At 46.3% G+C, this 18,797-nt stretch carries 17 protein-coding genes and 1 tRNA gene; 8 read left to right on the top strand and 10 right to left on the bottom strand.

The features are described from left to right. Positions 1-11: 11 nt before the first annotated feature. Positions 12-2,471, bottom strand: coding sequence for a class I tRNA ligase family protein (locus Q8P13_00360; protein ID MDP2670911.1), 2,460 nt, complete (start codon positions 2,469-2,471; stop codon positions 12-14). Positions 2,472-2,558: 87 nt separating this feature from the next. On the opposite strand from Q8P13_00360, the gene Q8P13_00355 reads away from it, so the two are divergent. Continuing rightward, a complete protein-coding gene (locus Q8P13_00355) occupies positions 2,559-3,167 on the top strand; it encodes an AAA family ATPase (protein ID MDP2670910.1) in 609 nt (202 codons plus the stop codon). Here the strand turns inward: Q8P13_00355 and tsaD are convergent. Continuing rightward, on the bottom strand, positions 3,156-4,139 hold the full coding sequence (gene tsaD, locus Q8P13_00350) for a tRNA (adenosine(37)-N6)-threonylcarbamoyltransferase complex transferase subunit TsaD (GenBank protein MDP2670909.1): 984 nt from the start codon (positions 4,137-4,139) through the stop codon (positions 3,156-3,158). The two genes, Q8P13_00355 and tsaD, sit on opposite strands and share 12 nt — an antisense overlap. 992 nt (positions 4,140-5,131) lie before the next feature. Continuing rightward, positions 5,132-5,710, bottom strand: a complete 579-nt coding sequence (locus tag Q8P13_00345) for an NYN domain-containing protein (GenBank protein ID MDP2670908.1) — start codon at positions 5,708-5,710, stop codon at positions 5,132-5,134. Positions 5,711-5,797: 87 nt separating this feature from the next. Between Q8P13_00345 and Q8P13_00340 the strand changes: the two genes are divergently transcribed. The 5 genes from Q8P13_00340 (at position 5,798) to Q8P13_00320 (ending at position 11,537) form a co-directional block, all read left to right on the top strand. Then, on the top strand, positions 5,798-6,673 hold the full coding sequence (locus Q8P13_00340; GenBank protein MDP2670907.1) for a UTP--glucose-1-phosphate uridylyltransferase: 876 nt from the start codon (positions 5,798-5,800) through the stop codon (positions 6,671-6,673). Beyond that, positions 6,670-8,031 carry an extracellular solute-binding protein gene (locus Q8P13_00335; protein ID MDP2670906.1) on the top strand — a complete coding sequence of 454 codons (1,362 nt, stop codon included), beginning with the start codon at positions 6,670-6,672 and terminating at the stop codon, positions 8,029-8,031. The genes Q8P13_00340 and Q8P13_00335 overlap by 4 nt, the downstream gene beginning before the upstream one ends. A gap of 175 nt (positions 8,032-8,206) precedes the next feature. Beyond that, positions 8,207-8,503, top strand: a complete 297-nt coding sequence (locus Q8P13_00330; GenBank protein MDP2670905.1) for a co-chaperone GroES — start codon at positions 8,207-8,209, stop codon at positions 8,501-8,503. 23 nt (positions 8,504-8,526) lie between these two features. Then, positions 8,527-10,155 carry a chaperonin GroEL gene (groL, locus tag Q8P13_00325; GenBank protein ID MDP2670904.1) on the top strand — a complete coding sequence of 543 codons (1,629 nt, stop codon included), beginning with the start codon at positions 8,527-8,529 and terminating at the stop codon, positions 10,153-10,155. A 281-nt stretch (positions 10,156-10,436) separates the two neighbouring features. Next, positions 10,437-11,537, top strand: a complete 1,101-nt coding sequence (locus Q8P13_00320; GenBank protein MDP2670903.1) for a reverse transcriptase family protein — start codon at positions 10,437-10,439, stop codon at positions 11,535-11,537. Between the two features lie 45 nt (positions 11,538-11,582). Here the strand turns inward: Q8P13_00320 and Q8P13_00315 are convergent, their stop codons facing one another. Both Q8P13_00315 and Q8P13_00310 read right to left on the bottom strand, forming a co-directional pair. Next, positions 11,583-12,293 (bottom strand): M23 family metallopeptidase, encoded by a 711-nt coding sequence (locus Q8P13_00315; protein MDP2670902.1) that lies wholly within the window; start codon positions 12,291-12,293, stop codon positions 11,583-11,585. A 236-nt stretch (positions 12,294-12,529) separates the two neighbouring features. Then, positions 12,530-12,604: transfer RNA gene (locus Q8P13_00310), tRNA-Cys, on the bottom strand. 74 nt (positions 12,605-12,678) lie between these two features. On the opposite strand from Q8P13_00310, the gene rdgB reads away from it, so the two are divergent. After that, on the top strand, positions 12,679-13,224 hold the full coding sequence (gene rdgB, locus Q8P13_00305; protein ID MDP2670901.1) for an RdgB/HAM1 family non-canonical purine NTP pyrophosphatase: 546 nt from the start codon (positions 12,679-12,681) through the stop codon (positions 13,222-13,224). On the opposite strand, the gene Q8P13_00300 is transcribed toward rdgB, so the two are convergent. After that, positions 13,211-14,320, bottom strand: a complete 1,110-nt coding sequence (locus Q8P13_00300; GenBank protein MDP2670900.1) for a PEGA domain-containing protein — start codon at positions 14,318-14,320, stop codon at positions 13,211-13,213. The genes rdgB and Q8P13_00300 overlap by 14 nt on opposite strands. A 74-nt stretch (positions 14,321-14,394) precedes the next feature. On the opposite strand from Q8P13_00300, the gene Q8P13_00295 reads away from it, so the two are divergent. Continuing rightward, positions 14,395-14,943: a hypothetical protein gene (locus tag Q8P13_00295; protein ID MDP2670899.1), complete on the top strand. Its 549-nt coding sequence runs from the start codon at positions 14,395-14,397 to the stop codon at positions 14,941-14,943. Here the strand turns inward: Q8P13_00295 and Q8P13_00290 are convergent. The 4 genes from Q8P13_00290 to Q8P13_00275 are packed head-to-tail and all read right to left on the bottom strand — an operon-like array spanning position 14,918 to position 18,784. After that, complete coding sequence (locus Q8P13_00290; GenBank protein MDP2670898.1) at positions 14,918-15,841, bottom strand: decaprenyl-phosphate phosphoribosyltransferase; 924 nt, start codon at positions 15,839-15,841, stop codon at positions 14,918-14,920. The two genes, Q8P13_00295 and Q8P13_00290, sit on opposite strands and share 26 nt — an antisense overlap. Then, the gene (locus Q8P13_00285; GenBank protein ID MDP2670897.1) at positions 15,828-16,925 is read right to left on the bottom strand and encodes an MraY family glycosyltransferase; all 1,098 of its coding nucleotides are present in this window, start codon (positions 16,923-16,925) and stop codon (positions 15,828-15,830) included. Before Q8P13_00285 ends, Q8P13_00290 begins: the two co-directional genes overlap by 14 nt. Before the next feature lies 1 nt (position 16,926). Further along, positions 16,927-17,283: a hypothetical protein gene (locus tag Q8P13_00280; GenBank protein MDP2670896.1), complete on the bottom strand. Its 357-nt coding sequence runs from the start codon at positions 17,281-17,283 to the stop codon at positions 16,927-16,929. Continuing rightward, positions 17,237-18,784, bottom strand: coding sequence for a glycosyltransferase family 39 protein (locus tag Q8P13_00275; protein MDP2670895.1), 1,548 nt, complete (start codon positions 18,782-18,784; stop codon positions 17,237-17,239). The genes Q8P13_00280 and Q8P13_00275 overlap by 47 nt, the downstream gene beginning before the upstream one ends. Positions 18,785-18,797 lie beyond the last annotated feature (13 nt).

The raw sequence follows: 18,797 nt of genomic DNA, 5'->3' as shown, positions 1-18,797 counted from the left end.
TGAGAATGACATTAGACTGGCCATTCGGACACCATTATCGAGGTGCCTTTTTTGTTGGGCAAGCGTTGCCATATCTCCTCAGTTATGAAAGGCATGAAGGGGTGGAGGAGGCGAAGTGAGTCCTCAAGAACCTTCTCTAGGACCGCCTGTGCTTCACTACGACGAGACTTAGTACTTTCAATATACCTATCGGCCAGTCGGCGCCAAACGAAGTCGTAGAGCTCTTCCGCCGCCTGAGAAAACCTATAGTCATCAAGAGCCTTGGTAACACTAGTTTTAGTTTTGTCTAGCTCGGCTAGAATCCATTTGTCATCTTCAGTTTCTTCAACACGCTCAGCAGTCTTTTCCGGGGCCATATCAATGATATAGCGGGCAATATTCCAGAGTTTGTTGGTAAAGTTGCGCATGCCTTTGATTTTAGCTTCACCCAGGTTGGCATCGTTTCCAGGACCAGTTCCAAAAACTAAGGCCATTCTCACTGCGTCAGCACCGTACTGTTCAGCTACGGTCAGCGGATCAATGGCGTTATTCTTGCTTTTACTCATCTTTTGGCCCCTTTCATCCCGAACCAGGCCGTGTAGGTAAACTGTCTGAAAAGGAACATCTTCAGTCACGTACAAACCAAGCATGATCATCCGCGCCACCCAGAAGAACAAAATGTCATAGCCAGTCTCCATGACACTGGTTGGATAGAAATTTTTAAAGTCAGAGTCATCTTTTTGTCCATAGCCAAGAGTCGTAAACGGCCACTGGCCTGAGGAAAACCAGGTGTCCAGGGTATCAGGATCCTGGGTCAACTTTTCGTTGCCACAAACAGGACATTGCTTTGGTTTTTCAGACGAAACAATTAATTCACCACAAATTTTGGCCAGTTTTTCTGCTGGGATGAATTCATAACCATAAATAAAGGCGGCTGTTTCGGAAGTTACTTCTTTGTCTGGGTTGTGTTTTTTGAAAGCGGCGATAAGCTCGTCGACGTTCTGGTAAACGGCGCCATGAGCTTTGTCGGCTAAAGGCAGCTCACCGACTGTTGTTCTTGTTACTTCGTTAATCCTTCCGTGACCAAAGACTCTCTTCGTACCACTATTTTCGAAAACTACCTTGTCACCGACTTGAAAACTGTGATCACGTAGACGGTAAGTTTTGGTTTTACTTTCTAAAACCTGAGAAACAATGCTTTCGGCAAAGCCCATTCTTTTTTGATTCGGCTCACCACAATACCAAACCGGAATTTGGTGGCCCCACCACAGTTGCCGGCTAATACACCAATCATGAATGTTTTCCATCCAGTTGTAATAAATTTTTTCAAAACGAGCTGGAATGATCTTAATTTTTTTAGATTTAACAGCTGCTAGAGCGTCCTTGGCCAGATTCTTCCCGCTTTTACCGGTTTTGTTGACGGCGACAAACCATTGCAGCGAAACTTGTGGTTCCACCACGGTAGCACAGCGCTCACAAACCCCGACGTTGTTTTTTAGGCGATCGGTTTTTTCAATTAAACTGAGTTTTTCCAAATCAGCAACGACTTGTTTGCGGGCTGCATATTTATCAAGACCAGTATAACTACCCGATAAATCAGTCATTTTGTCATCCAAGCCAACGACTTGGATCTGACTTAAGTTGTGTTTTTGGCCAATTTCGTAGTCATTGGGGTCGTGCGCTGGGGTGATCTTGACAGCACCGGTCCCAAACTCTGAGTTGACATAGGAATCAGCGATGATCAGGATTTCTCGGTTCATGAGTGGTAAAATGGCCGTTTTCCCGACTAAATCTTTATAGCGCTTGTCCTGCGGATGTACCGCCACCGCAGTGTCGCCGAGCATCGTTTCGGGTCGAGTGGTAGCAACAGTGACAAATTCTTTGGAATTCTTAATTGGATAGCGGATAAACCAAAGGTTACTTTCTTTTTCTTGGTGAACCACTTCGAGATCCGAAAGAACCGTGGCACAGCGCGGACACCAGTTGATCATCCGCGTCCCGCGGTAAATCAGGCCGTCATCGTAGAGAGCTTTGAAAGTTTGGTAGACAACTTTGGTTATTTCAGGATCCAAGGTGAATTTTTCACGTGACCAGTCCAGAGAGAAACCCATGGCCCGCAGTTGTTCATACATCTGCTTTTTGTTTTCCTGAGAAAAAGCGTAAGTTTGTTTGAAGAATTCCTCTCGACCCAAATCCTGGCGCGTTTTACCGCTCTTTTCTAGTTCGCGCTCGTAAACCACTTGAGTCAGAATCCCGGCGTGATCAGCTCCGGGCAGCCAAAGAGTTGAGTCGCCGAGCAGACGGTGGTAACGAACCATAATATCTTCAATGACATACATGGCATGCCCAATGTGCAGTCTGCCGTTGGCATTGGGTGGGGGCAAGATTATTGAAAAGTGTTTTTTGCTTTCTCTGGGTTGAAAGTAACCTTTCTTTTCCCAGAAGTCGTACCAACGCTTTTCCACTTCTTGGTGTTCGTAAACCTTTTCCATTCGGCTTATTATAGCGTGAGCTTTGTTCAAGCTCAAGCTAGAAGACCTTTGTTAGCGAGTGCTGCTGAAGTGGTACAATTTAACTGAATGAGCGTTTTGGGAAATATCGACAAACTAGCCGCTGACAACATTCGGCTTTTAAAACTGCCAGATAAGAAAATTTCTCCTTCGGTCGCAATCCTTTTTGTCGGAATTCCGGGCTCAGGAAAAAGCACCTTAGCAACAAAGTTGAGTGAGGACTTCCCCTTAGCTTTAATTAGCGATGAGCAAATGGCCCACTTTCTTTTTACCACTAAATCGACTCTGCTTGAGCATTCCCAAAAAGAGTCTCTCGAGCTGGCAAGCAAAACAATTGAGAAACTTGTTCAGCAAGGTTACAGTTGTGTTTATGACTCGAATGTTAAAAATAGAACCGACAGAGAGGTGATTCGGGATTTGGTCGCCGGCTCGGGTGGTAAATTCCTTCTCATCAACCTTCAAGTTGAGGAAGAGCTCGCTTTTGAGAGAGTCAGCAAAGCCAACTTTGCAGTTTCCAGAGGGGAGAAGAAAGGCTTTATTCTCGATAAAGACCTTTTTCAGTATGAAGTTTCCTCGACTCAAATGCCTTTGCCAGAAGAACAAGCCCTAGTTTTTGATTCAAGTGGCCAAAACTATGAACTGCTCAAGGAGCAGGTTGAAGGAAAGTTAAAGCAGTAAGCCAGGATCGGTTTGTACTGTGTCCCAACCCGTTTTCTTAAAATTGTAAAAAGCGGCGGCGGCAATCATCGCCCCGTTGTCGACGGACAAGTCAGGTCGAGAAACAATTATTTCCCCATCGAAACTTTCTTGGAACTTGTTCCGCAACCTTTGGTTGGCCGCAACTCCACCAGAAAGAAGAATTGTTTTTACCCTGTACTTTTCGGTAGCTTTCAAGGTTTTGGTTACCAAGGTATCAACAATCGCTTCTTGGAAACTGGCTGCAAGGGCGGGAATATCTTTAGCGCGGATGTTTTCTTTTTCGATCAAAGTTGCTAAAGCAGTTTTTAGCCCAGAAAAAGAAAAATCAAAATCAAGGCTACCAAGCATTGGTCGGGGGAGTTTATAAAGAGCTGTTTTGGTTAAGTCCGCCTTTTTCTGAATTGAAGGTCCGCCCGGATACGGAAGACCAAGTAGGCGGGCCCCTTTGTCAAAAGCCTCACCAGCGGCGTCATCACGGGTTCCCCCGAGGCGTTCAAATTTTCCGTGTCCGTACATCAAAAAAATTTCGGTGTGTCCCCCAGAAACTATTAAAGCCAGATTGGGAAAAGTTGGTTCAACCTCTCTTTCGAGCCAGTTGGCGTAGACGTGTCCGATCAAGTGGTTAATGGGAACTAGAGGTAGACTGGATAAATAAGCAAGAGTTTTGGCAGTTTCCACCCCAACTAATAAAGAGCCAATCAGGCCGGGACCGGCTGTGACCGCGACCGCATCGAGCTGTTCAAGTTTTAGACTCGCTTCGTCCAAAGCTGCTTGCAAGGTAGGGATGATCGCTTTTGTTTGTTCGCGTGCAGCTCTCTCGGGAATGATTCCCCCAGTCTCGGTGTGCAAGGGTAAAGAAGAAGAAATGACATTACTTAAAATTCTTTGTCCGTCTTCAACCACTGCCAGAGCAGTTTCATCACAAGAAGTTTCAATCCCCAAAATTTTCATAGTTTGATTGTACCAGTGGGGAGAAACTTGACAAGCAAGCAAGTCTTAACTATAATAACGGCGATTAAAGAGAGAATACTCCGCTGTTCGAGCGTGCTGTGTTCAACCGACTCTTACCCGTATAAGACCATGTGCTATGGCTTCTGGGAAAATTGTGAGGATGTTCACCTCAAGTCGGCGTCATACGACGATAAAGAACAGCACCATTAGGCAGCGTAGTAGGGTCGTGGCAACGTCTCCAGTAGAAAGGACTCTGAGCATATGCTCAAACCGGACACGTGACGAACCCCACTACCAACCCTTTCGTAGAGCCGAGGCATGTCGACTAAAACCTGGGCTTCATTTATCCTGGTCCGCTCCTACGTAGTGTACTGACGAGCGAAACAGGTGTCGGCCCATGACAAACGTCATGGAGGTCTAACCAAGACCTAGATCGACTGCGCTATAATCGCGGCACTTTTCTGGGAAGAAAGGTGTGATCGACACACGGTGTGCCGACACGAGTGGAACAGAAAGGAAGTGAAGATGTTCCACAACAAGAACGGCCCGGCCCTCGCTCTGGTGACGTTGTTTGACGAAATCTGCGCGTCGTCGTCGCGCCTCGCGAAGGGCGAGAACACCGGGTGAGTCTGCGTCCGCTACGGTGTCGAGGGCCGCCGGCTCATCGTAACCGATCAAAGGACGCTTTAACTTCGAGACGTTGGCTTGGAAACGAGAGTGACTAGTAAGTGGAGTGTTTCTCCACTGCCGGATCCGCTCAGGTAGAGCGAGTAGCGCATGGAAAGGACAACTTCATGCGAAGTGACCTCACCCTGAAGAAGCTCTAAGCGACCGTCCCGGCGCCGACAAGGCTGATCAGACCTAACTTGGGAAAGACCGGCCTGTAATGTCGACAAAACCGAATTACATCTGATTGGAGAGAGGGCCACCCAGATCAGGAAGACCTTTCACAGGTTGACTTGACCTAGGGTGGCTTTCTCGTTTTTAGAGACCTAAAGTTCGGGCAAGATCGGAGTTGAGCCAGGATCAGACTTGGGTCGGAAACTGCGTCTGACTTTTGAGCTTTTCATCGGGAAAAGATACTGTTGATAATTTTCATCCATATCCGTGAACTCATCGATTTGCTCGATCAGTTTCCCAGAAGTAGATTTGCCAAAACTCATCGACTCGACTCGGTAGCCTTGGTTTTGGAGATATTCGACTAGGTTAATGTAGTCCCCATCACCAGAGACCAAAACTAGAACATCTAGTCTTGGGGCGAGGCGAATCATATCGATCGCAATTCCGACGTCCCAATCACCTTTTTTTACCCCACCCGGGAAAATTTGAACATCTTTACTTTTGACTTCAAAACCGGCCTTTTCGAGAGCATCAAAAAAGGTCTGCTCCTCAGGCATTGAAGCTTTAATGACGTAAGCAAAAGCACGAATCATTTGTCGACCAGCGGTGGCCTTTTCCAAAATCTGGCTGAAATTGACCCGCTGACCTTCATAAAGGTTTTTGGCCGAGTAGTACATATTTTGGACATCAACGAAAACACCAACACGTTGGTTGGGATTTTTCTTTAACATAAATTTTTATTCACCACCTTTCTCTGGAGATTAATTTGCCTCTCTTCTCATACCTATGATACCATTAATTCACTTAGGTTCAAAACAATGAAAAAGATTCGTAAGTGTATTATTCCGGCAGCCGGTTTCGGAACCCGTTTTCTCCCCGCTACCAAGGCGATGCCGAAGGAAATGCTCCCCCTGATCGACAAGCCAATCATCCAATACGTGGTTGAGGACGCAGTTTCAGCTGGTATTGAGGATGTGATCATCGTCACTGGTTGGCACAAAAAAAGTATTGAGGATCACTTTGACTACCCCTTCGAACTTGAAAAAAGATTGGAAGCTTCGGGTAAAGAAAAAGAACTAGCTGAGATTCGCGAAATCGCCAACCTCGCCAACTTTATCTACATCCGTCAAAAGGGCCACCTCGGCAACGCTACTCCAATACTCAATGCTCGCCACATTGTTGGCAACGAACCTTTTCTCGTCCTTTGGGGGGATGATTTTATCAAGTCAAACCCAACTCGTTCCCAACAGCTGGTTGCAGCTTACGAAAAGTATGGTTCATCGATACTTTCAGGTTACAAAACTAGCAAACCAGAGGACACAAAAAAATACGGTTTTGCCGCAGGCAAAGAAATTGCTGATGGAGTGGTTAAAGTAGACAGGGTCATCGAAAAACCTGGGCAAGACAAAGTCCCTTCTGATTTAGCAATTGTCTCTGGATTTCTTTTCACCCCGGAAATTTTCGACGCTATCGAAGCAGTCGAGGTGGAAGAAGGTCAAGAGTTGGTTTACGTGGACGCGCTGAACCATTTGTTGAAAATTCAGGATGTTTATACAATTGAGATCAAAAACGGTGTTTATTACGACACTGGGGATAAGTTTGGTTATTTAAAGGCCCTGATCGATATTGGCCTTGAGCATCCTGATTTCGGTGACGAAGTTAAAAAATATCTTAAAGAAAAAATTGCGGAATGAAGCGCTTTCTGCCTTTCATCATTGTTGGACTTGTTCTTTTTCTGGTTCTCAGTATTGTCTTAGTCCTGTTTTTCTCCCGAAAAAAGGCTCCCGGACCGGTCGTTCTTCACTATCTCGGTCTTTGGGATCCGGAAGCGATTAACCCTCTCAAGGAAGAGTACCAAAAGAAAAACCCCAACATCATCATCGAATACGAGCAGAAAAATGCAAGCAGCTATTTTTCTTTCCTAAACAAAGCCCTGGGCGAAAAGAATGGGCCAGATCTCTTTTGGTCCCACAGCGGTTGGCTGCCTGTGCTAGGCAGTCACCTGGCCAGTCTTCCTGATGAAATTTATTCGAGCTCTGAGTTTGAAAAAACCTTTTACCCTCTCGTCAAAGAAAGTTTAAAGTCAAACGGTTCTTATCGAGGAATCCCTTTGGAAATTGATGGTCTGGCCTTGGTTTACAACAAAACTTTACTCAAAGCCAAAGGTTTTGACTCTCCTCCAAAAGACCTTGATTCCCTGGTTAACATGGCCTCTGTCATTACCAATTACGATGATCGCGGCAAAATCAAAACCGCCGGAGTCGCTCTGGGAAGTAGTAAAAATGTTGACTATTTCTCTGAGATTGTTGGACAGTTGCTTTTGCAGAATAAAGTTAGCTTCATCAAAGATAAAAAGAACTTCCTTGCTTCCAACTCCTCCCTCGATGGTAGGAATTTAGGAGCAGACGCTCTTCTGGTTTATTTAAACTTTGCTTCCAAATACAAGGTTTGGGAAGCGATCTTACCACCTTCGCTTGAAGCTTTTGCGCAGGGTAAGGTCGCCATGGCCTTTTTTCCAGCCTACAAACTAGCCGAAATTTCCGAAATTGCCAAAGATAAAGGTGTCAAACTTAGTTTTGGTGTTGCCCCGGTCCCCCAAGTAGTTGAGTCTGATCCGGTCAGCTGGGGAAGTTATTGGGCCAACGCCGTCAACGCCGCGGGTGAGAATCAGCTTGAGGCTTGGAAATTCGCTAAGTTTCTTTCTGAAGAGAGTGCACTAAAAAAAATCTTTATTCTTGAAACAAAAATTCGTGGTCTTGGTCGAGCTTACCCTCGGGTGGCGATGGCTGCCGAGCTGACCGGCGACCCTCTTTTAGCCCCTTACGTAAAACAAGCACCTTTTGCCAAAACTTGGTATTTGAATTCGGATACAGGCGAGGATCTTCTCAATGGAAAGATTGTCGAAAGCTTTCGGAAATGGCTTGATCTGAGTGCCACCTCAGACGACCAGTTGGGAAGTATCATTACGATTGCCAAAGAAATTGAACCGACCCTTGAAAAATTCGGCCTTTCGTCTGCTTTAGCCCCGCCCGGAGTTCCCCAGTCGAATTAACTTGATCTAGCGCTTGACAAACCAAGCCAACTTCCCTAAAATTTAGCAGCACAATTGCCCGAGTGATAAAGAAAGTGACGGGTCTTGAGGGAGTTACCAATTTCCTGCTCCTTGATTTCCTTCATTTTCTAAGTCAACAATTACTCGTTAGTTAAATTAGGAGGTAAATAAAAAAATGAGCAAAAGTCTCAATATCAAGCCTTTGGCAGGCTATGCCTTGATCAAACCTTTGGAAGCGGAGACTAAAACCCCTTCGGGAATTCTTCTTCCCGATACCGCCCAAGAAAAGCCGGCCCAAGGAAAAGTGGTTGCCGTTGGTCCGAACAAGAAACACCCCAACCACGAAGAAAAAGCTGAATTTTCAGTTGGCGACACGGTGCTTTACAAAAAATGGGGCGGAGACGAAATCAAATTTGAAGGTGAAGATTACAAACTAGTTAAATTCGATGATGTTATGGCCATACTAGGCTAATAATAGATCTTAAGGAGGTAATTATGGCAAAACAACTTATTTACGCAGAAGATGCCCGCAAAAAACTTTTAGCTGGAGTCAATAAACTAGCAGATGCAGTGGCAACCACTTTGGGCCCCAAGGGTCGCAATGTCGCCTTGGACAAAAAATGGGGCGCTCCCAACGTCGTCCACGATGGAGTGACAGTGGCCAAAGAAATTGAGCTTGAAGACCCATTTGAAAATATGGGCGCCCAGCTCATCAAAGAAGCCGCTTCCAAAACCAACGATGTTGCCGGTGACGGTACGACTACTGCCACGTTGCTGGCTCAGTCGATTGTCGACGAAGGCCTGAAAAACATTACCGCGGGTGCCAATCCAATGATTCTCCGTCGCGGTTTGGAAAAAGGAGTTGAGGCGGTCGTCGATCATCTCAAAAAAACCTCCAAGAAGGTTACCGGTAAAGAAGATTATGAGCAAATAGCGACTATTTCTGCAGCTGACGAAACGATCGGAAAACTAATTGCTGAAGCGCTCGACAAAGTTGGTCCAGACGGTGTCGTCACGGTCGAAGAATCCCGCGGAATCGAGACCAACTGGGAACATCGCGAAGGGATGGAATTTGACCGCGGTTACGTCTCAGCTTACTTTGTTACCGACACCGCCAAAATGACTTCTTCGATTGAAAACCCACACGTTCTCATTACCGACAAGAAAGTTAGTGCTATTGCTGACCTTCTCCCTTTGCTTGAAAAGCTGGTGCAGATCACCAAAGATTTGGTCATCGTCGCTGATGATGTCGAAGGGGAGGCTTTGGCCACTCTCGTTGTCAACAAGATTCGTGGCACGATGAACATTCTCGCCGTTAAGGCTCCGGGTTTCGGTGACCGAAGAAAAGAAATGCTTGAAGATATTGCCGTCCTCACTGGTGGAACTCTCGTTTCTGAAGACACGGGAATCAAATTCGACTCAGTGACCCCGGACATGCTTGGCAAGGCTGACCGCATCACTTCAGACAAGGACAACACCGTCATCGTTGGTGGCAAAGGAGCAAAGGCAAAAATTGAGGCTCGTATCGGCCAAATCCGAGCCCAAATCGAGAAAACCACCAGTGAATTTGACCGCGAGAAATTGCAAGAACGTCTTGCCAAACTTTCTGGAGGAGTGGCAGTCATCAATGTTGGAGCGGCTACCGAAGTTGAAATGAAAGAAAAGAAAGAACGAGTCAATGACGCGGTCCAAGCCACAAAAGCAGCAATCGAGGAGGGTTTTGTCGTGGGAGGGGAAGTCGCCCTTTTGCGAGCCGCCGAAGTTCTTCACAAGCACAACCTTGAAGGTGATGAAGCTGTTGGAATCAATATTCTGCACGAAGCTCTCCACCGCCCAATCAGAAAACTAGCAGAAAACGCTGGGGTTGACGCTGGCTGGGTGGTCCGTGAGGTCGAGAAAGCTGGCGGTAATATCGGCTTCAACGCCCTGACTGGGGAATTTGAGGACCTTGTCAAAGCAGGAGTTATTGACCCAGTCAAAGTTACCCGCAGCGCGGTCCAGAACGCGGCCAGCGTAGCAATGATGATTCTCACTACCGAAGCTCTGGTTACTGATCTACCTGAGAAAAACCCAAGCCCAGCGCCGGCTGGTATGCCCGGTGGTATGGAGGGAATGGGCTACTAAACTAAGATCAACAGATTAAAGATAAAGAGAAAAGGGCTTTCGGGCCCTTTTTCTTTTGCCGGGAAACTGGTATATAGGTCATAGCTGGGTTAATTTAAAGGGTTTGACTCCTGATCTCAGGGCTGACCCGCACCGGCAGTAGCTGCCTGGTGAGAGGTGATTAGTGGGGGCCCGGCTCGCCGAGTACGGAGCCCAGAAGCAGAGATAACCCAGCTGCCGGAAGAAGGGGAGGTTTAGTGAAGCTCTTACTGAACCTCCCCTGACCCAATAAGGAGACGATCATGCTTGATATTGCCTGGGAAGAGGCGGGAGAAGAGTTTCGTTTCGGCGAACTTGAGGATGACGTTTACGATTCTTACGGGGTTGGAAATTGGCGGGAATGGACACAGCTGGATCCTTTTCGGATTCGGCGGTCCTTTAACCCCTACCGCTACCTCGCCCTGCTCTTTCACGTTTGGCCGGCTCAACTGCAGGCAATTGTTGAAAGTGGAATTGATGAGTCCTACGACATGCGACTGATCAGGAAGAGGTCAGGGGACTTTCGGATCCTGATGATTCCCGACCCCCGGCTGCGCTGGCTGCAGCGACGAATGCTACGCAACCTGCTCTCCGGTCTGCCGGTGCACAGGGCGTGTCACGGTTTTGTACGGGATCGAAAAATGCTGACCGCAGTGGAGGCTCACCGACACTCACGCTACCTGCTCAGCTTGGATCTCAAAGACGCTTTCAGCAGTGTAACCAGAAAGTGGTTGCTCGAAGAGCTCTTGGAGCAGGAGGTTGGAGCAGTCAAGATCGGTAAGTGGCTTGCTTTGGCGATCACTCGCCTTTGCACCACTCTAGTGCCAGGTTTGGGACTAGAGCCACGTTTGCCCCAGGGAGCACCAAGCTCGCCGGTTCTCTTCAATTTCGTTTGCCGTGACCTGGACCGGCGTCTGGCGATCTTTGCTGACAAGATGGGAGCGATCTACACCCGCTATGCGGACAATATTGCGATCTCGGCAGATGGTCCCATTACTGAGCTTGAAGTTCGCACCCTCTGCCGAATCGTCAACGAGAAGACTCCCTTCGAGTTGAACGAGCGCAAAACCAAGCTTATGGAGATCAGTGGCCATACCAATCTCCAGGTTTTGGGGGTGAGTATTCGCGACGGTGAGTTGAGATTGCCGAAGCGGACAAGACGTCGGCTGCGAGGAGCGCTTCACACTGCTTTGACCAAAGGCGATGTCGCCAGAGCAGCCGGGCTGCTTTCCTTGCCGAGACAGATTTATGGTGAGGACCTACCTCGCCAGATCATTGGAAAGTTGGGGGAAGGAGAAACAATTGAGAAACAGTTGGAAACCATCTACCCAGAAGGTCACCAGCTGAGGTTGTGGGAGAGTTGATCGGGGCGGACTTTTTCGTGCACACGAAAAGTTCGCCTTGTTCGTTTAGGGGCTAAATTGGTAGTTAGGCAGGTATTTCTCAGCGTCAAGAGTCTCTCCTTTGCGTGTGAGTTCCAAATGAAGGTGTGGTCCGGTAGCGTCTCCGGAAGTACCGACAGTACCGATTACCTTAAATTTTGTTATTTTGTCCCCAACTTTGACAAGGATTTTGGACAAATGGGCATAACGGGAAACAAAGCCATCTTTATGTCGGACAAGAATTTGGAAACCATAGCCCCCGGCCTCAAAAGAGGTTTCGATGACTGTCCCTGATTCGATTGGACGAATTTTTGTACTATAAGGAGCACGGATATCAGTTCCCGGGTGGCCCCACCAATAGTGTTGCGAAACCAAGCCGGCAAGAGGCTTTTGGAAATTGTTGGTGGCGACTGCGCTAACAAACTGTTCAATTTTCGGAAGGTCTTTGCTTTGAGCAGCAATACTTGGACTGACTGGCGAGTCAGTTTTAAGAAAGATCATGCCTAGAACAGTAAAAACCGTGAGAAGGATGGCCGGAAGCGCTTGGCTGGCAATTTTTCCCACAGCGCGGCCCAGCCTTGAAAGAAGGAGGATCACCGCTGCTGCGTCCACGACCACCGCTAAAGTCTCATAGCCAGTGGTAGAGAGGACGTAAGGGTGAGAATTGAGTCGGGGCAGACTATGAAGTTGTCTTTCTCTGGCACTGACCAGAGAAGTACGAACAATAGTTCCCAACATAAAACCCCGATAATCGGGGCCAAAAAAGAAAAATTCTCTCGGCGTTGAGAGAATTACAAACTAATTCTAGCAAAAAAGCTTGCTTAAGTCAAGTTTTTGGAGGCGAGGACCGGAGGCGGATGCTAAAGCATCCAGTCCCGCTTCGTTAAAACTTCGCGGGAACGAACCGGACATGGAGGCGCGAGCGGGAAGAATGTTAAAACATTGTTTCCCTTCGGGAAAACGAACCCTTACTTTGGAGGCGAGGACCGGATTCGAACCGGCGTATAAAGGTTTTGCAGACCTTTGCCTTACCACTTGGCTACCTCGCCTTGGAACTTAGGCTCAGATTATATCCGATGCTAGTCCCTAGCACAAGTTTTTGAAAGCTGGTAAATTACAATAAATGTTGAACAAACTTTTTTTTGTTACTGGGAATCCCAACAAAGCTAAAGAAGTAGCGATGATTTTGGGAATTCCGGTTGAGAGTGTAAGCCTAGAAATTGACGAAGTTCAAAGTTTAGATTTAGTTGAAATTGCGCAGAAAAAAGCAAAATTAGCCTTTGAGCAGACAGGAAAACCCCTCATTGTTGAAGACGCTGGGCTTTTTCTAGATCAGTGGAAAGGCTTCCCCGGTCCTTTGGTCAAACACGTTTTGGCCGCTGGTGGCAACCAGCTGCTTCTTCAAATGATGGAAGGAGTGGAGAATCGAGCTGCCAGCGCTCAAGCTGTCTTTGCTTTTCATGATGGGCAAAAAATTCACACCTTTTTGGGTAAAGTGGCAGGTAGGCTAGCCAAAGAAGAAAAACCTGGTGGCTGGGGTTGGGATCCAGTTTTTATTCCAGAGGGAGGGGAGCTGACTTACGCTGAAATGGGTCCAGAAGCAAAAAACCAAGTTTCCCACCGCCGCCAAGCCTTGGAGGAGTTTAAAAAATTTCTCAAAGTTTTTTAGCGTATTGGGCCGAGACCCAACCAGTAATTGAGCCGACTTTAATTTTGTACCAGCCCTCTTGCTCACCAAGTAAGGGGTATTTTTCTCCAGGTTTAATTTTTGTCAGAATCCGCTCGCTTTGGCTGGGCCCAGAACGCACGTTCAGAATTCCGGTTGGTGTGCTAAGAACCTGAATTTGAGCAACCTTCGTTGTCGGAAAGAGTTTTTCCCAGTTAGCTTTGGCTTGACTGGACAAAACCTTGTCCGCCTTATTTCCCAAGTAACCTACGTTCAGACTCTTTTTCGCTTTTAAACTAGCCTTGAAACTGGCCTGATCATAGTAATAAACCGTCCCAGCCCGATCGATGAAGGCGTCGAACTTTGTTTCTAGAGAATTAGTCTTTTCTTGAAAAAACCAGGCTGCCTCTGCCCACTGATCAGGTTTTTCGAAGAGAGACGACTCCAGGGTAGACAGGTCGTAAAAAGTGGTACTTTCCTTGGTTGAGAGTTTGGAGATAGCTTTTGGTAACGGGTTTAGGGCGAGATCAACCTGAATGACAGTTTGGAAACCGTCGGCTACGTTGATATCGATTTGGCGCTCCAAGTAGTTTTCCTTGCTGAGTTTGAGTCGATGTACCCCTGATTTTATGCTTTTGACGAGCGGAGTTGCTCCTAGACTTGAACCATCCAAACTAACTTCGGTGTTTTCCGGTTGGCTGACAACTGAGATTGAGGTGGAGCCCTTACGCAAGGTGAGAATTTCTGAGGCATTGAAAGCCGCGGTCGGGCCAAAGTCAAAGTTCACGACTGATAAAACATTGCTATAGAGACTGATATTTCCCGTCCAGCTTACCTTTCTACCACCAACAACTTTCGAACTGGCGGTTGAAAATTTCGCTTCAAGTTGCAAACGGTGTGTGCCGGTTTTCAGATTCTCGCCGCGGAAGGGGCTTTCCCCCAGGTTCTTGTTGTCAAGGGAAATTTTTGCGGGTAAAGAAGTAGAAACCTGTAAAAAACCGTTTTTTGGAGTAAATAGGGGTAAGACTAAACGTGAGAGAAGGAACAAGGCAACAACTAGAGTAATGGCAGTGGCAGCGGCAGTTAAATATTTCTTCATGGTCTTTAATTAAAATCTTACCATACCTGTGCTAGAACTTGCGCAGGAAAAGCAAAAAGTATTTAATTAGATTAATGCCTAAAGTTTCGGCCACAAAATTAATTGACGAAGCCTTCCTCCCAGTTGTCCTAGTTTTTGGTTCAAAGTGGGCTGGTTTACTTTTGACGAGCCTCTTTCTTCCTTCTGGCTGGGAATTTAGCTTTCAGGAGTTTTCTCTCGCAACCCCATTCCTGCGTTTTACAGACCCAGGGGCCTTAGCTTTTGCTACTACTGCTTCTAGTCTGCTGACTTTTCTAGTTCTTGGAGTTTGCTTCGGTTGGGCTTTGTTTCGAGCTCATGAGTTTCACCTGACCCACCTCCATCCCAACAAAGCCAAAAGACTGACAGTCAAGAATTTGGACGGGCTTTTCATTGATAGCCATGAACTTTACCACCAAGCGGTAGTTTGGCTTGTTTTGCTGATTTATCTTTCCATTGAGGGGTGTTTAAATTTTCTCAGCGGCAACATTTCTCTTTTTATCCTTTCCCTTGAGATTGGAACCGCGATCAGTTTCGTTTACTTGCTTTTTGATGATTTGGCCAGGGAAGTTGAAAGTTTTAGGCCGCAGGTAGAAGGTAGATGACCAGTCCGGAGATTGCTAGCCAAAGAAGTAAAGTGAACAAGATGGCTTTGTCGTTAAGTAATATTTTTTCAGGTGAATCGCCTTCCTTTTTCTCAAAAATTAAATAGAGATAGCGGAAAATCCCATAAACAACTATCGGTATAGTCACCATCAACCATTTGGCATTGACTAGGGTTTGGGGTAGATATTGTGCCAAAAAGTTAGTAACAGTTGGCCGGCTAGTATTAAAGGTAAAGAGGCTGTAGGTAAGTAAACTTGCTGTGGCACTGAGAAAAACCAAACCATCCAATAGAGTCAAGGGATAACCTGAAAGAGTGGGACGGTGTTGGGCAGCTGTTTCTCCCAGTAGAGTCACTTCCGAACGTCTTTTGCCGATTGCCAAAAACAGAGAAATCATCATCACCGTCAGAATCAACCAGGAGGAAAGAGAGGTTTGAGTTGCAAAAGAGCCAGCGAAAACTCGGAGCATAAAACCAAAAGCAATAACTAGAAGTTCTAAGAGTAAAACTCTCTTTAAGTAAAAATTGTAGGCAATTTGGGTTAGCAAATAGAGACCGATTGCTACCAAAACTCCCTTGGAGACAAAGGAACCGAGAAAAAGAGCCAGCAGAGCCAGAGTAGCCGCAGCGGTAAAAGCAGTTTGTATGCTCAGTTTGCCCGCGGCAATGGGACGGTTTTTCTTCGCGTAATGGATTTTGTCTACCTTGGCATCAACCAAATCATTGATGAGATAAGTGCTCGAGGCAATCAAACAAAAAGCGACAAAGGAGAAAAGAGCGGCAATGAGTTTGGATTCGTTAAAGAGATTGCCACCAAAAAAAATAGCGACAAAAACCGCTAGATTTTTCACCCACTGGGCTGGCCGTAAGGAAATAAGTAAACTGCTAAGTTGTTTCATTCCTAACTTTTCTTCCTAAATAACCCACGCTAATGATAAAAGAGAGAAGAACAACAACTACCATCGCAATTGCAAAAAGCTTACCACGACTGTCCAAACTCAGAGAAGCCAAACCAAAAAAGGCAGTCAGAGCGTAGTAGAGAAAGGCGATTTTTGGGATGCTCCAACCTCTTTTTAAGAGTTGGTGGTGGAGGTGTTGCCGATCTCCCCAAACTGGGGAGCGGTGCTGGTAGAGCCGGCGTACTATTGCCCAGAGACTGTCAACCAAAGGCACAGCCAGTACTAAGAAGGCAGTGGCGAGCTTCGCCCCAGAGAGGATCGCGAGGGTAGCAATCAAAAACCCAGCCAGGGCTGAACCACCGTACCCAGGCATAATTCTTTGCGGGTAAAAGCTCCAAGGCAAAAAGCCAAGAAAAGCCCCGGCAGCTCCGAAGGCTAGACTCGCGACAATGAGTTGATTGGGATCAGTTTGTAAATTGCGCAGGGCGACAAAACCAATGAAAGACAGGCTGATGAAAGCAATGCCCGAAAGTTGGCCATCGACCCCACTGGACCAATTGATTGCATTCATGATCCAGACGATCCAAATCAGGGCAAAGATATCGGCCAGAACCAGAATCGAGTGCAGTCCGGCAAAGGGAAGAAACTCAGGAATGCTAAAGGAGATTCTCCAAATATCTAAGTTGATGTTTCCCCCGAGAGGGTTGTGAAAGCTTGTTATCCCAATTCCAAAGCCGACCACAATCAGAACCGTAAAGAAGTTCGCCAAGAGTCGTAAGTAAGGATTCAAATCGTATTTATCGTCAGCTAGACCAACCAGGACAATCAAGAAACTAGCAATAAAGATAGCTAAGAGACGCTTATCAAAGCTTGGTTGTACAAAACTGATGAGAGTCAGACAACCTATCAAACCGACCAGAACTGCTAGTCCTCCCCCCCTCGGCAAAGGTTTGGTGTGAATAATAGCTGGGTGCGGGCGGTTGGGATAATCAAGAAACCCGTGCTGCCGTGCCAGTTTGATCACCAGTGGGGTGACCGAAAAAGTAATTAGCGCCGAAAAAAGAAAAAGACTGATTAAAAACATTTTAGCTAGTTAGTACCAAAAGACGGTACAGGGTATAAAAAACCAAGAGAGAGAAGAAAGTAGAAAACCAGACCAACATCGCGACGACGACGCGGGGTTTTCTGATCAGGCTGGCGAAAATATTGTTTAGCAAAAGTATCCCCAAACTACTGAAAGGTAGTACCCAAAGCCAAGACGGGTTGGCGAGTCGAGCCTCCCCCCATTCTCGGGAAAACCAGAGAGGTACAGCCGGTGCTAAGCTACTGTATTTATAAAACAGAAGCCAATAGCTAAGCAGGGTGATTAGAAAATTAATTGAAAGAGCAGTGATGCTAGTCGGCCTCAAGGCCTCCAAAGCGTTGATAAATTTTGATGTCATCAGTTTGGGCGAAGAAATTATACTGTTTAGTTAAAATATTGTCCAACTCAGGGAAGTCAGGAGCCGAGCTTTCTCGTAGGATGTAAACTGGCAGTCGCTCCCTGATTGAAGAAAGAACCTCTTTTTTGAAAACGTTGTTGCCAGTGACGTGAAAAGCAGTAATGTATTTTGCGCTTGGGTCTCTTTGAGAAAGGAAGTAAATGACCGGAGAGTTCCCCCAAATATAAATGCTGTCGGTCTGACTAGTACGCGTTTTGAGACATTTCTCGCCGCTGAAAACAACACAACCGTCGAGAAAACTGGCAATTGAGTAGTTGCGCGCTGTTTTTTTGTCAAAGCTGTTCATATACGTTTCTTCAGTGATTTGGTTGGTGACAAACCTGAAAAAGGTACTGTAGTAAGTGGTTGTTGTCCAGGAACGGAAACCAAGTAGAAGTGCCAAGCTGACGACCAGGGCCGCGATCATGAAGGTTATTTTTTTAAATGCAGCCATTCCAAGCCCAGCGCCAAGTAAAAGAGCAAAAGCTGGTGTTGCTTGAATTAAATAATGAGGATAAGCTCTTCCCCCGAAAACCGCCCCGTAAAAGGCAAAACCAAGCCAAATGATGACAAACTCAAGACTGGAGACTGGGTTCTTAGTTTCCTTACCTTTGACCAAAGGCTGATAAAGTTTCCAGAGGAAATAAATGACTAAAGATAGAAGAGGTAGCCCTTTCAGCATGATTAGGCCATTGGGGATTGTTCGTCCGGCCAAAACTAGCTGATTGCCGTAGTTGGTATAAGAAAAGTTAAAGAGAAGGGCTGAAAAAAGGTAGTCGCCAAGGGCGTTTTGGAGGGCGAAGTAAACAACTGTCAAAACAATCGGCAGACTGTAACCTAAAGTTAATAAGAAGAGAGATTTTAGGTTTTCCAAGAAGGTTTTTCTAGTTGTTGCCAAAGCCAGAAAAACAAAAAAGGCCCCGAAGTCAAAGACAGCTGGGAATTTAAGTAAAAAGCCAAGGGAGAAAAAGAAACCAGACCAGAAATATCTTTTGTTTAATCCAAGAAGTACCCCTAGAGACAAAGGCAGAATCATCAAAATTTCACTGTTGAAAATATTACCCTCAATCAAAGGGGTGGCTATCAAAGCTGCAAGAATGATACTGGCTAGTTTTGCTACCCGTTCGTCAAAAAGCTTTTTACCAACTTGAAAAAAAACAACCAAACTAGCAAGGGAAAAGCCCATCAACACAAACCGTAAGGACCAAATAGTTTGGCCAAAAACCTTCAGACTGAGAGCAGTCAGGTAGTAGATTCCAGGGGTTTTGTGGTCAAAAATGTCGACATAGAGCAGACCTCCCCGCAAAATCTTTTGCCCGATCACAGCGTAGATTGCCTCATCTCCGTACCAGAAAGGCTCGAAAAGAGAGGGGAGGCGAACAAAAAAAGTGATAACAAGAAGAACAAGGATAAACCTATTTTTAGTAGTGAAGTTAGCTAGCTTTGCCAAAAAATTAGTCATAGGCAGCCTCGAG

The sequence above is a fragment of the bacterium genome (genome assembly GCA_030704665.1).
Taxonomy (GTDB): domain Bacteria; phylum Patescibacteriota; class Microgenomatia; order Woykebacterales; family RBG-16-39-9b; genus JAUYID01.
Note: the sequence above shows the minus strand (reverse complement) of the source record. Positions and strands in the feature narration are given on the sequence as shown.